This window comes from Pseudomonas sp. X10 (assembly GCF_054889225.1).
Genome location: NZ_CM142677.1, coordinates 978,733 through 992,694, shown reverse-complemented (window position 1 = coordinate 992,694; position 13,962 = coordinate 978,733). Strand labels below are relative to the sequence as shown.

The following is a 13,962-nucleotide window of genomic DNA, read 5'->3' as shown; positions in this document are numbered from 1 at the left end:
GGCTGGCGACGACCACATCGGTATTTCGGTATGCAGGCCAAAGATGCGGGAAAAACCTCAACCCAGACGCTGTAAACCCGGCCAGCGGCTCAACCAGCCCTTGCTGCGGATCCGCTCCTCGTACACCTCCCGCTTCTGCGAAACGAAGCGGCGCGTCGGCCTGAGCACCAGCTCGAACAAGTCCTCCAGCCCCAGCGGCGCCAGCACCTCGCACTGGTCCGCAGCCGTGCGCCGCACTGCCACCGCCGTGGCGGTTTCGGGCCAATGGGACATGGCCTCGCCCGTGGAGCCATAAGGCGCATCGCCATTGCGCAGGTGCATCCGCGCCTGGTTCTTCACCGACCAATCGACTCCCGGCGCCCTGGCCAGCAGTTCAGCCTCCAGGCGCTGGTCCTCGGCGGCATCGGTTCGCCCGGGGTCGAACCACAGCACATCCACATCGCCCCCGGGCACCGCAGGCGCTCTGCCGTGCAGGTGATCCCACACGGCATTGCGCACGAAACCGGCGCCGATCCAGCAGTCAGGGAGGCCCAGGGCGCGGACGTGGGCGAGCATCTGCCAGCGCTGTGGGTCGCTTTGGATGATCGCCTGGAGCTGTTCATGGTCATTCAAGTTCGGGAGTCCTTGAGTCTGCTCCTACCCCCATGGCAGGCCTGGCAGCCCTCGATTCTACCGCGTCTACCCAGCCTTCTGGCCAAAGCGCCGCCGGTGCTCCGAAGGCGTAGTGCCGAACCAGCGGTAATGCGCTCTGCTGAAGGAGGTCGCGCAGCGGTATCCCAGCTCCAGGGCTATCAGTGCCACGCTGAGCTTCGAGTCGCGTAGCAGTTGTTCGGCTTGCACACGGCGTAGCTGGTCGACCCGGCGCTCGAAGTCCACGCCTTCGTCCTCCAGGCGCCGCTGCAAGGTGCGCGAAGTCATGCCCATGGCCTGGGCGACCTGCTCAAGGCAACAACGCTGGCGTGGCAGCAGGTTGCGGATATGCTGGTCGACCTCCTCGCCCAGGCCGCCGGCCGGATCGCAGTGCGCGTCAAGGTAGAAGCGCACGATGGCATGCAACTGCGGGTCGTGGTGCACGCAGGGTTTGCACAAGTCGGCGCTGTCCAACACCAAGGCGTTGCGCGCCTGGCGGAACAGCACCGGGCAGTCGAAGTAGCGCCGGTACAGGACCAGCCCCGCCTGCGGCGGATGGCGCAGCAGCACGGCCCGAGGGCGGAAGCCGGCGCCGAGTAATTCGCCGATCATCAGGCAGCCGTGCAGCACAGACTTCTCGATGATCTGCGGCACTTCGGTGGGGCACGGCAGATTGTTCTGGAACTCCAGCAGTGTGACGTCACCCTGGCGTTCGAGGCTGTAGCGGATCGACGGACTGTAGAAGCGCAGGTAATGCAGCACCGATTCGACACCCTCGCCCACCGTGGCGGCCGAACGCGCCAGGTGGCGCAGTGGCCCGATCATCGTCGAGCCCTGGCGGGTCGCCAGCTCCAGGCCGAACTCAGGCATCCCCAGGGCATGGGCGCTGCCCTGGAAGATCTGCGCCAGGCTGCGGTACGACACCCGCTTCTCATAATCCCCCACCACCTCCAGGGCGATGCGGTGCGGCGCCAGGTAGTCGCGCAGCGAGGCGCCACGCTGGTCGAGTATCTTGTCGACATGCAGGAAAGCCGTGCCGCGTACGCTATCCATCGTGATCGTCCGTCCTGATCAACGGGTCTCGGAGCCAATGCTTTGGGAGCAAACCTTGAGAGTATGGCCCAGGCCAGCCACGGTGAGGGGAGTTGGCGAGAGCTGTTGCGAGTGTTTCGCTATCGACTCTATAGCGCTGGATTCTAAGGTGGGGAGCAATTGGCATCAGATGCCAGGCCCCTGTCGTGAAATGCTCGAAGCAGGTCAAAAGGCCTATTCCATACTGGATGCACTTGCCATCCACCCTGCCCCAGGTAGGCGCTGGCAATCGGCTTCAGGAAGGAATGAGCATGAACAAACACACCCGATCACTGCTGCCATTGGGCCTCTCGGCGGCACTGCTGCTGACCGGCAGCGCTCACGCAGACCCGGCAGCTGGGCCCAAGCCGGCCAGCGAGGCGACCAAGGCGGCCAATGCAGCAGTGCTGAACGCCCTGCCGTTCAACGACAAACGCGATTTCGAGGATGCCGAACGCGGCCTGCTGGAGCGCCCGGCCACCCTGACCATCAAGGATGCCAGCGGCAACGTGGTCTGGGACCTGGAAAGCTACAAGCAGTACATCAGCCTGGACAAGCCGGCGCCGGACACCGTCAACCCCAGCCTGTGGCGCAACGCCCAGCTGAACATGCAGTACGGCCTGTACAAGGTCAGCGACCGTATTTACCAAGTGCGCGGTTATGACCTGTCGAACATCAGCTTCATCCAGGGCGACAGCGGCTGGATCGTCTTCGACCCGTTGCTGTCTGCCGAAACCGCCAAGGCCGCCCTCCAGTTGGTGACCGACAAGTTGGGTAGCAAACCCGTGGTGGCGGTGATCTACAGCCACTCGCACGCCGACCACTACGGAGGCGTGCGCGGCGTGGTCGACGAGGCCGACGTGAAGGCCGGCAAGGTACAGATCATCGCGCCCAAGGACTTCACCGAACATGCTGTGAGCGAGAACGTCATCGCTGGCAACGCCATGGGCCGCCGCGCCGTCTACATGTACGGCGCCATGCTGCCACGCAACGCGCAGGGCGGGGTCAACGCCGGCCTCGGCCAGACCAACTCCATGGGCACCGCGACCCTGATCGAGCCAACTCTGTTCATCGAACACACCGGCCAGGAGTTGACCGTGGACGGGGTGAAGATGGTCTTCCAGTCAACGCCCGGGACTGAGGCACCGACCGAGATGAACACTTGGTTCCCGCAGTTCAAGACGATGTGGATGGCTGAGAACACCACCAACACCATGCACAACATCCTCACCCTGCGCGGCGCCCAGGTGCGCGACGCGCTGAAGTGGGCAAGCTTCCTGGACGAGACCATCCGCCTCTATGGGGCGGAGGTCGAAGTTAAGTTCCAGAGCCACCATTGGCCGATGTGGGGGCAAGACAGGATCATCGACTACTGGAAGAAGCAGCGAGATCTCTACAAATACATCCATGACCAGTCGGTGCGGCTGATGAACGAGGGGTACAACGGCGCCGAAATCGCCGAGATGATCACCTTGCCAGCGGAACTGGAGCAGTTCTGGCCAGGACGGGGCTACTACGGCACCCTGCGCCACAATTCGCGGGCGGTCTACCAGCGCTACATGGGCTGGTACGACGGCAACCCCTCGTCCCTCAACGACCTGCCACCACAAGATGCCGCGAAGAAATACGTGGAATACATGGGCGGCGAAGAGGCCATCCTCAAACGTGCGAGGACTGACTTCGACAAGGGCGAGTACCGCTGGGTGGCCATGGCGCTCAAGCATGTAGTCTTCGCCAATCCGCAGAGCACCCAGGGCAAATACCTGCTTGCCGACGCCTATGAGCAAATGGGCTACCAGGCCGAGTCCGGCCCGTGGCGCTCGGTGTACCTGCAAGGCGCCTTTGAGTTGCGCCAGGGTGTACCCAGCAGCGGCGGTATGAAGACCGCCAGCCCCGATACCATCCGGGCGATGGAACCGGACATGCTCTTCGACTACCTGGCCGTACGCCTGAACGGCCCCAAGGCCGCCGGCAAGAAGCTGACCTTGAACATCGACTTCACCGACCTGGACAAGCAGTACGCCCTGCATGTGGAGAACGGTGTACTCAATTACACCCACGAACTGGCGGACAAGGCCGACGTCGGCCTGACCCTGACCAAGGCAACGCTGGACGATATCCAGCTCGGCCAGGCCTCCATGGAGCAGCAGATCGCCGACGGCAAGTTGAAGATCGACGGCAACCCGCAGGTGCTCTCCGACTTCATGGGGATGCTGGATACCTACAACTTCTGGTTCAACATCGTCACGCCATGAACTCCCGGCCCCTGATGATCCTGGGCCTGGCGTTGCTGCTCGGCAGCGTCAGTCCACGGGCCTTGGCCGGTGGCATCCTCATCTACGAGGCCGGCCAGGAAGGTGCCGGCCTGGCCAATGCCGGCGCCGCAGCCCTGGCCAGCGATCCCAGCGTGCTGATGAGCAACCCTGCCGGCCTCACCGAGCTGTCCGGTACCCAGATCAGCGCCAACGCCCAGTTGATCCTCGGCGACCTGCGTTTCTCCCGCGATGGCAACAATCAGTTCAACGGCAATGAAGGCGGCAACGCCCTGCACTACCTGCCCGGCGCCAGCCTGTTCATCAGCCATCAGCTCGACGAACGCTCGGCCATCGGCTTCGGCCTGTACGGCAACTTCGGCCTGGCGCTGGATTATGACGACGACTGGGCCGGACGCTATTTCAGCCAGGAAACGGCGATCATCGGCGTATCCCTTCAACCGACCTTCGCCTACAAGGTCACCGACGACCTGTCCATCGGCATCGGCCCACGGCTCATGTACGCCTACTACCGCGCCGAAGTGGCAGTGGACAACAACCTGCTGGGCCTGCGCGACCGCCCTGACGGCCAGCTGCAATACAAGGACACCGACGTAGGCACCGGGATCAATCTTGGCCTGCTCTACCACCTGGACGCACGGACCCGGATCGGCCTCGCCTACACCAGCAAGGTCAAACTGGAATTCGACGACAAGCCGCACCTGCGTAATATCAGCAGCCCATTGATCAACGCCGCCCTGCGCCGCCTGGATGCCGACGCACTGGAGCTGGATATGGAAGTCCCGCAGACCGTCCTGCTCAGCGTCGCCCATGACCTCGACTCGCAGTGGACACTGCTGGGCAGCCTTGGCTGGCAGGACTGGAGCGCATTCGGCGACATCGGCGTCGAGGTGGATGCCAACGCCGCCGGAGTCAGCCGCAGCGTCGACCGTCAGTACAAGGACACCTGGCACCTCTCCCTTGGCGCCCGCTACCAGGCCACGCCCCAGCTACGCTGGAGCCTGGGCCTTGGCTACGACAGCTCAGCGGTGAACGACCGCGACCGTACCGTGGACAACCCCATGGGCGAGACCTGGCGCCTGGCCACAGGCCTCAACTACCAACTCGAGGAAGGCCTCGACCTGCATCTGAGCTATACCCTGATATGGCTGGGCGACATGGACACTGCCCAGGCCAAAGCGCGCTCCGGCACTACACTGTCCGGCAGCTACCACAACGCGGCCCTGCACATTTTCGGAGGTGGCGCGACCTGGCGTTTCTAGGGCAGCGCTCGCCTGCACACCCGGTACGGTCAATCACAAGGAGCCTCACCATGAAATCCAGATCTCTCCTGACCACGCTGTGCATCGCTTCACTCACTCTTGCCGGGTGCGCGAGCCAGTACGTCGAGCCCGATCAGTACTCCGGGTTCCTCAGCGACTACAGCGTGCTCAAACCAGAAACATCGCCCTCTGGCGCCCCGGTGATGCGCTGGGTCCGCCCTGGAGTGGAAGCCCACCGCTACACCAGCATCTACCTCGAACCGAGCCAGCTTCACCCTCAGCCCCAGCCCACCGAAAAGATCCCGCAGACCACCCTGCAGGGCATCACCCAGTACTACGACCAGGCCCTGCGCCGTGAATTCTCCAAGGCCCTGCCCATCGCCAGCCAGCCTGGCCCCGGTACTCTGGTGGTCCGCCCGGCGATCACCGCCGTCAGTGCCCAGACCAAGGGCCTGCGCCCTTACGAAGTCATCCCCATCGCCCTCGTGGCCGCCGGCGTCAGCACCGCCACCGGCATCCGCGACCAGGACACCAGCATTGCCACCGAAGCCGCCTTCATCGATGGCGGCAACCAGCAGGTCGTCGCTGAAGTCCTACGCAAGGGTGCCGGTGCCGACCTGGACAGTGCCGACCAGGTCATGCAAGTGCAGGACGTGAAAGCCGTGTTGGATGTGTGGGCGTCAGACATGCTCAGGTCGTATCAGATGCTCCACCAGAAGTGATCGGGTGGGGGCTGGTCGTTGGGGGGCTGCGGCGCAGCCCATCACGACGCAAGACCGCTCACCACAGGGCCCCTGCATACCTCAGCCCTTACGGTCCAGAACCTTGTGGGAAGCTGGCTTGTCGGGGCGCCGAACCGCTGCGATTGGGCTGCAAAGCGGCCCCGGCTCACTGGACCGCTTTGCTCTGGACCATAGAATCTCCCACAGGCCAGTGGCAGCGGCCTTGTGTCGCGATGGGGCGCGTAGCGGCCCAATTCGTGAGTGCAGGGACCTGTCGAAGGCGTCAACGAAGCCGACGCCCTACGTCGCTAGACATAAGGCTGATCGCCAAACCCTCTGGGAAGGCGCTGATGCCCTGGCATGTCGGTGAGTCGTGTTGCCCAGGCTACGCGCCAATCAACCGTGGCATGAATGGCTTTCGCCTTGCGCGCGGCCCTGCGCGCCGCGTTCCGTGCGGTTCTGCGGGCATCCTTGAACGCCTCTGTATTACGGCAGTTGCGGCATTTCACACGTGCCAGTTCAGGGGTGGATGTCAGGTTGTCGCCCTGACGACCGCAGGCGAGATGCCCGGCGATCCTGTAGTGAGTAACCATCTGTGCATCTCCTTCGCTGTAAGTGCGACATAGAGCGGGCATCGCTCTAATGTCCACTTCAACGTTGGCAGAAGGCGGGACCGTTCAGCCAAGAGTGAGCGGTGAATCCTGAGAGTGCCTCTCTTAGAAACAAGAAATGGGTGATCTATTCCCGTTTGATTCACACCATGACCATCGAATGAGCGGTCGCGACGTCCTCACTTGTTTGACTCCGGCGCAGGGACGAGGTTCGTGCCAGAGGATGCATTGACGGCCATTAGGCCGCAGTCGGCACCTCCCCTATCGAATGGGAAGAAGATGCGTCACTGCCCCTCAGGCTCATGCGGCCGGTTTTTTACCATCAGGAACAGCTTGATACGATCACTCACCTCCTGGAGCAGGTGCCTGAACCCCTCTTGCCCTTCCTGTCCAACCGGGTCGACAAAACTCCAGGTGATGGTCTGGCTGGAATGAGGCAACTGCTCCAGTTCATCCGTGCCCTTGTCGCAGAGGTCGATGAGGTAATCGAACGGCAGGCCAGCGAACTCCTCGAGCGGTTTGCTTCTGAGACCTTCTGTGGAGATCCCCGCATGCTCGAGTACGGCGAGCGTCCTGGGGTCCGCAGCGGTGGGCTGGACACCGGCGCTGAAGGCTTCGAAATGCTCAGGGTCAGCGTTGCGCAGCACGGCTTCAGCAATCAGCGAGCGGGCATCGTTGGCGACGCAGACGAATAGAACACGCAGTCGATCAGTCATATCTCAATACCTCCGGCGTCTACAGCCTTCAGGGAGTCATGACCATCTTAGCTGCGCCCTTGCGGGGCGAAATTCCTGTAAGGAAAATTTAATAGTGGCGGTCACTCGCTCAATGCCGACCAACAGCTGCAGCTGCTGGATCAGGCCCCAAAGTCAGCCTCCGGGCAACGGGTGCCCGGAGGTTGCCGCACGTTACTCCAGCAATTGTTCGAGGCTCGGGTCGCGGAGCACCCTTTGCATCGGCTGTGGCGCCGCGCTTCCAGGTTTCACCATCTTCAGCTGCATGCTGGCGGCTTTGGCACAGGCGTTTGAACCGTCCGCATAGATGCCGCTCATGTCGCACTTCCATTGATAGAAGTTCACCAGTCCGCCCGACATCTGGAGACTGTAATCCGTGCTCTGGGTGCCCGGAGTGAACGAGTCGCCTGCCGGGATGTTCTGGAACCACTTCATCCATTCAGCCGACCCCACCGCCGGAGGGTTTTCCTGGAAAAGCGGGTTCAAGATCGCCGCTTGTGGCGACTCGGCGGTCATGTGACAGCTCAGGCAGGAACTGCTGGGGTTGTCCACTGGACCATTGAGGCGCCCGTTCCAGCCCAGATGCGTCGGCGGCAACTCCTTGGTATCGGCATTGATGGCGGTCTGTTGCAGCGCGGTGTTGATCTTGGTGACCGTCGGCTGCGGGTTGGTGAACTCATCGCTGGTGACCTGCGGGTCGTTGCCCCACATGATTCCCACCGGCACCAGGTTGTCCCAACCGGGCTTGCCGGTCTTGGCGCCGTTGTACTGGAAGGTGCCGAAGATCCAGCCGGTGTCGCTCATGCGGGTATCACGCACAGCGATGTCCATCTGAATCAGGGCGACCTCCTTCACCACACGGTTGGCGGACTTGAAAGTCTCGGTGATATAGCCTTGCCACACTACCGGGTTGGCCAGAAACGGCACGCTGCTGCGGTCAATATCAGCAAACAGCGCCTTGCACACCACGGTGCCGTTGGCGAAGCTGTTGGGCTTGGAGGTGTAGCTCGGGTCGGGGTTCTGAGGGTCTTTCCAGACCTGCCCGATGGTGTAGGCGCCAATGTCGTTGTAGATACCCACCGCATAGGTCTGGCCGGTGCCGGTTTGCCCAGCCGCCAGCTGTTGGGCCTGGATCTCTGCTTCCTTGGTCAGGCCGTGGATACCTTCACGCCCCAGCGGGCCGTAGTGTTGCCACGGCATGTGATACCACTGCCGCACCTTGTTGTTCTGCACGTACCAATCGGCCTCCACGTTGCCTTCCAGGCAGTAGTCTTTCACTCCGTCCATGTAGGCGCGCCAGGTTTCGAAATTATTGTCCGGCTTGGCCGGCAACTTCTCGAAGAACCCCGGCAGCCCACCCTGGGGCGGTGTGGCGGGATAACTCTGGCTGAGTACGAATGTGGGACCGGTATAGCTCGATGGCGGCGCGTAACCATAGTCAGGGTAGGTTCCGGCCACGGCCTCGACACTGAACAAGGCGGTCGCCACGGCCAATGCTGCAAGCGTTCCTTGGGGCTGCTTCATCGATCATCTCCTTGAAAGAGAGCGCGCCTGCCATCGTCCGAGCTCATGCCCGTCAATGCAGGGCCTCTTTTATTCTTTTAAGTCAGGGCCCCGGTTCGATAGCCGGGGCTGGCTTCACGGGTGAACGGAGTATTGGGTGATGCACCTCCTCGGCAGCGCCGGACGAACGAACACGTTCAATCCCGCCGACTTGCCCGGCGTGACAAAAAAGAGAGGGAAAACGGATGGTGCATGGGGGGATGCGAGGGATAGCGCATGTCGACTCCTGTCGATCGCTTGCCGTTCTTCCTTGCTATCAGGTGTAGGTCATTTCCAGGAAAGCGCCATCCTGCCCATAATCGATTTGCGAATAAGGGGGAGCGTGTAACTAACCAAGCTTGTGTCAGCCAATATGAGGGAGACTCAACTGGCTACTACGGCAATCAAGGTTAGCCGGCATTGATTCGATCGAGCTATTCGTAGTCCATTAGCCACTCTCCATGCGAACTGGCGGATAGCCCGCCGCCTGAAGAGCTAAAAGCGATACTCCACCCCCGCCCCCGCATACCATGAGCGCCCCGGTGCAGCCTCGTAGTACCGGCCGTTGCCATCCCCAACGATCACCGATCCGACATATTGACGATCCAGCAGGTTGTCCACCCGCACCATTTCATAGACGGTGAACCGGTCGAGTTGCTGTTCCATCCGTGCCCGCCAGTTGAAAACCGTATAGGCCGGCGCGGCCTTCTGGTCGTTGCTGTCTTCGACATACACCTGACTGCGGTATTGACCCTCCAGCGCGGTGCTCAGCCCCTCCACCGGCCTCCATACCAGCTCGCCGAACAGGCTGTCCTTGGGCACGCCCGGCAGGCGATTGCCCTTCTCGATCTGGCTGCTGCCCTGGGTCACGTCGTCCCGGTATGTGGCGTCGAGGTGGGTGTATGCAAGGTTCAGTTCCCAGTCCGCGGCGAGTTGGTGTTGCAGCCCGACCTCGAGGCCACGGCGCAGGGTCTTGCCGGCGTTGGTGTAGCTGGTCCGTCCGGAGTTGGACCCCGCCACCACGATTTCATCTTCGGTGTGAATCTCGAAGACGGCGACATTCAGGCGGCTCTGCTCGGTGGGGCGGGCTTTCAAACCGACTTCATATTGGATGCTGGTGGCCGGTTTCAGCCCGAAGTTGAAAGTCTCCGTTACACCCGGCGCATAGGCCATTTCCGCCTGGGTCGGGGTTTCGAACGCTTTGCCGGCGCTGGCATAGCCATGCAGGTCCGGGGTGAAGGCATACATCACCGCTAGCGTCGGGCTGGTGCGCTGGTATTTCTTCGAGCCGCTGGCGTCGCCATTGGACAGGTAGTGGTCATCCACTTCCATTTCCATGCTGCTGTGGCGCAGGCCAGCGTCGAAGGTCCAGCGATCCAGTTCCCAATGGGCCTGGACATAGGGGTCCAGGCTGGTGGCGGTGTCGATCTCGTCACGGCGCAGTTCACCTTTCACACCCAGTACGTTGCCGCTGTAGTTCTGGTAACCACGGCGGTCGTCGCGACTCTGGTCGTAGTCGGCGCCGAAGGTCAGGGTCAGTGCACCCGGTGCGGCCGTGATCGGCTGAATCCAGCGCAGGGTGCCACCGTGGAATTCGCGGTCGAAGTCCACCACGCCGCCGCCCCGCTCATTGGCCGGGGTACCTTTGGGAATGGACAAGTACTGGATCACGCTGCGCTGGCCGGCGTAGAGGTTGAACTGCAAGGTCGCGTCACCGAAGTCACGTTCGTAGTTCATCCCCACCTGCTGGTGATGAATGCTCTTGCGGGTGTTGTATTGCTCGGCCTGAGGAATCACCGAACGCGGATCCTGCTTGTACCCGCTCCAGGTTTGGCCCAGCGGGTCTTCGGTGCCGTTCTGCTCCAAGGTGTTGAAGATCAGCGCCAGGCGGCTGTCCTCGTCGGGACGGACATGGACCTTGGCGAAAGTCTGGTCACGCCGTGCGGAGCTGTGATCGCGATAGCCATCGGTGTCCATGCGCGATGCATCGAGCACGAACCCAGCTTGGTCATTGCCGCCCTGGCTGTAGAGGTGGTTCTTGATAAAGCCATCGCTGCCCAGCAGCGTGCTCGCGCCGATGGTCGCGGGACCGCTGCCGTCTTTGGAGAACATCTGGATCACACCGCCAGCATTGCTGCCGTAGATCGCGGAAGCCGGACCGCGCAGCACTTCGATGCGCTCAGCCACATCCAGATTGAGCGAAGCGGCCTGGCCCTGCCCGTCCGGTGTGCTGGCGGGGATGCCATCGCTGAGCACCTTGATACCCCGGATACCGAAGGCTGCGCGGGCGCCGTAACCACGGGTCGATACCTGCAGGTCCTGGGCATAGTTCTGGCGGTTCTGCACCACCACGCCAGGCACCCGGGACAGGGCTTCGGAAAGGTTGACGCCCGCTTGGCCATCAGTGATCTGGTCACGGTTGACGATATCGATGGAGGCCGGAACGTCGAAGGTCGAGGACGGCACATAGGTGCCGGTCACCGCAACGGGATCGAGGGTAACGGCCTGTTCCTGTGAGACCGCCGGAGCGCTGACAGCAAGGCAAACAAAATAAAAGGAAGCGCGGCTACCGCAAACGAAGAAACGGCTGCGGTCCTTGGGCTGAATGGGCATAAAAAAAATCTGCGCAAGCGGTGTTGAAGAACCCACCCGGGTCGGCGGGCTTCGGAAAACGGCCGTGACTCAGAAGCGCTGAACCACGGCCGGTTTTGCATTTACTTAGCCACGTCTGGCAGTGCGTAGGCAATCACGTAATCGCCACGGTTGTCGTTAGTGCCGGTGCGAGTTGCACCGCCGACAGTAACCACGATGTATTGCTTGCCATCACGACCGATATAGGACATTGGCGCCCCCTGGCCACCGACCGGCAGACGGCCACGCCAGATTTCCTCACCGGTGTCATTGTCCAGGGCACGGATGTAATAGTCCAGGGTGCCGTGGAAGAAGGTCAGGCCACCCTTGGTCACCAGCGGACCGCCCATGGTCGGCATGCCCAGCGGGATATGGACCCCAGGAACGATACCTCGCACCGGCGCGTCCTGGATGCTGCCCATCGGCACCTGCCATTTGGTTTTGCCATTGGTCAGGTCGATCGCAGTCATGGTGCCGAACGGCGGCTTGAAGCATGGAATGCCCAACGGCGAGACGAACATCGAACGCTCTACGCCCCATGGAGTGCCCAGCTGTTCAGAGTACTCACCCTCGGTGCTCGGTTTCAGACCGGTACGTTTGGCATCTTCGCGCTTGATGAAACGCCCCCACTGCGCCATGCGGATGTCGTTGACGATCAGCGTACCGGTGGAGGCATCCAGCGCACCGCCGCCCCAGTTGAAACCACCGTAGTAGCCCGGGTAGATCAGGGTCGCCTGGCCTTCTACCAGCGGAGTGAACTCCCCCTCCCAGCGCATGGCCTTGAAGTCGATACGGCACATCAACTGATCGAAGACGGTACCGCCCCACATATCCGACTCTTTGAGGCGCTCGGTACCGACGGAAAGTTGCGAGTACGGCTGGGTTGGCGAAATGCGCATGCCCGGCACACCGTCAGTGGCAACCTGGCGCTGCTCTACCGGGAACACCGGGGTGCCGTCACGACGGTCGAGCACGAATATCTGGCCGCGCTTGGTCAGGGCAATGACCACCGGAGTCTTGCCGCCTTCCTTGTTGGGCAAGTCATAAAGGATCGGCTGGGCGGACACGTCATAATCGAACATGTCGTTGTTGGCGGTGCGGAAGTGCCACTTGTCGACACCGGTGCGCACGTCGATGGCGACGATGGAGTCGTTGTACTCATCGGAACCAGGGTTGCGGTCGCCATTCCAGAAGTCCGGAGTCTGGTTACCAGTGGGGATGTAGGCCAAGCCCAGCACTGGATCGTAGGACGCAGTACCCCAGAAGTTCGGCGAGTCGCTCGGGTAGTTTTCGCCTTCCGGCAGCGGCACGCCACGCTTCGGATTCAGCGCATCCCAAGCCCACAGCAGGTCACCGGTACGCACATCGAAACCACGGGTCACGCCCGACGGTTCACCAGTTTTGAGGTTATCGTTGATCTTGCCGCCGACGATGACCACATTGCCGGCCACCAGAGGTGCAGAGGTCAGGTAATAAGAACCGTCGGTGTTCGGGCCGATACCCTTGAGCAGATCGACCTGCCCATGTTCGCCGAAGCCTTCGCAGGGCTTGCCTGTCTCGGCATCGAGCGCGATCAGACGGGCATCGACTGTGGTCGTGATGATGCGGCGACGGCACTCGACCGGCTGCGCCACCGCAGTGGCTGCGCTCGATTCGGCAGGCATCGAAGCGTTCTGCGGCGCTTTGTCGGCATCGTAGTAGCCCACGCCACGGCAGCGCTTCCATGCCTTGTTGGACGGGGTTTCCTTGATCTGCGGATCGTATTTCCACTTCTCGGCACCGGTGACCGGGTCCAGGGCGAATACCTTGTTCAGCGGCGTGCACAGATAAACCGTGTCATCGACCTTCAGCGGGGTGCCCTGATACTCCGCGCCGTTGATAGCCATATCGCCAGTGCGGAACGTCCAGGCCACCTGCAGGTCTTTGACGTTGGATTTATTGATCTGATCGAACTGAGCGAAGCGTTCACCGTGTGTGCCACGGCCGTAGGCAGTCCAGTCCTGGCCGTCCTCCGCTTCGCCCGCATCCGGTACCAGCACAGGTGCTTTGCTGCCCTTCTCTGCAACCACGGTCGGATGGGGCTTGAACATGCCATAACCGAAGCCGATCAGGCTGACGACAAGCGCCAGGCTGATCCCGCTGCGAACACCGGCGCCAAGGAATTTACGGCTGCCGTCCAATACAGGCACCAACAGCGTCAGCACCAGCGCAATCACGATGAAGGTCATCAGGCGTGGCACCAGTTGCCAGAAGTCGAAGCCGACCTCCGAAATCGCCCAGACCACAGTGATGAGCAAGAAAAAGCCCCGTCATGCGATAATGCGGTTCACTTAAGACATCTGTCGTATGGCTTGGAGCCGCTGCGCGCCCCATCGCGACACAAGGCCACTTGCAAGCCCTCTGTGGACGGCCTAGTGTCGCGATAGGCTACGTAGCAGCCCCAGCTGAAGGCACTCCAGCTTAAGTGAACAGCATTACCGTCATGC

At 61.9% G+C, this 13,962-nt stretch carries 10 protein-coding genes; 3 read left to right on the top strand and 7 right to left on the bottom strand.

The genetic code is table 11. The features are described 5' to 3' along the window. Positions 1-57 precede the first annotated feature (57 nt). Positions 58-612 (bottom strand): nucleotidyltransferase family protein, encoded by a 555-nt coding sequence (locus ACYU03_RS04615; protein ID WP_461888375.1) that lies wholly within the window; start codon positions 610-612, stop codon positions 58-60. Between the two features lie 66 nt (positions 613-678). Continuing rightward, positions 679-1,683, bottom strand: a complete 1,005-nt coding sequence (locus ACYU03_RS04610) for an AraC family transcriptional regulator (RefSeq protein WP_461888373.1) — start codon at positions 1,681-1,683, stop codon at positions 679-681. A 290-nt stretch (positions 1,684-1,973) separates the two neighbouring features. Here ACYU03_RS04610 and ACYU03_RS04605 point away from each other — a divergent pair, with 290 nt between their 5' ends. Genes ACYU03_RS04605 through ACYU03_RS04595 form a run of 3 tightly spaced genes read left to right on the top strand, consistent with a single transcriptional unit; the run spans position 1,974 to position 5,958 of the window. Continuing rightward, positions 1,974-3,956: an alkyl/aryl-sulfatase gene (locus ACYU03_RS04605; protein WP_461888371.1), complete on the top strand. Its 1,983-nt coding sequence runs from the start codon at positions 1,974-1,976 to the stop codon at positions 3,954-3,956. 14 nt (positions 3,957-3,970) lie between these two features. Then, positions 3,971-5,236 (top strand): OmpP1/FadL family transporter, encoded by a 1,266-nt coding sequence (locus ACYU03_RS04600; protein ID WP_461891387.1) that lies wholly within the window; start codon positions 3,971-3,973, stop codon positions 5,234-5,236. Between the two features lie 50 nt (positions 5,237-5,286). Next, positions 5,287-5,958: a DUF3313 domain-containing protein gene (locus tag ACYU03_RS04595; RefSeq protein WP_461888369.1), complete on the top strand. Its 672-nt coding sequence runs from the start codon at positions 5,287-5,289 to the stop codon at positions 5,956-5,958. Positions 5,959-6,266: 308 nt separating this feature from the next. Here ACYU03_RS04595 and ACYU03_RS04590 read toward each other — a convergent pair whose 3' ends face one another. From ACYU03_RS04590 to ACYU03_RS04570, 5 genes are all read right to left on the bottom strand, one after another. Beyond that, entirely contained in the window at positions 6,267-6,551 is a 285-nt protein-coding gene (locus ACYU03_RS04590) for a hypothetical protein (RefSeq protein WP_461888367.1), read from the bottom strand. Between the two features lie 302 nt (positions 6,552-6,853). Next, entirely contained in the window at positions 6,854-7,285 is a 432-nt protein-coding gene (locus ACYU03_RS04585; RefSeq protein WP_461888365.1) for an arsenate reductase ArsC, read from the bottom strand. 192 nt (positions 7,286-7,477) lie between these two features. Then, entirely contained in the window at positions 7,478-8,827 is a 1,350-nt protein-coding gene (locus tag ACYU03_RS04580; RefSeq protein WP_461888364.1) for a hypothetical protein, read from the bottom strand. A gap of 513 nt (positions 8,828-9,340) precedes the next feature. Further along, positions 9,341-11,458 carry a TonB-dependent receptor family protein gene (locus ACYU03_RS04575; protein WP_461888362.1) on the bottom strand — a complete coding sequence of 706 codons (2,118 nt, stop codon included), beginning with the start codon at positions 11,456-11,458 and terminating at the stop codon, positions 9,341-9,343. Positions 11,459-11,559: 101 nt separating this feature from the next. After that, positions 11,560-13,773, bottom strand: a complete 2,214-nt coding sequence (locus ACYU03_RS04570) for a membrane-bound PQQ-dependent dehydrogenase, glucose/quinate/shikimate family (protein WP_461888360.1) — start codon at positions 13,771-13,773, stop codon at positions 11,560-11,562. Between the last annotated feature and the right edge of the window lie 189 nt (positions 13,774-13,962).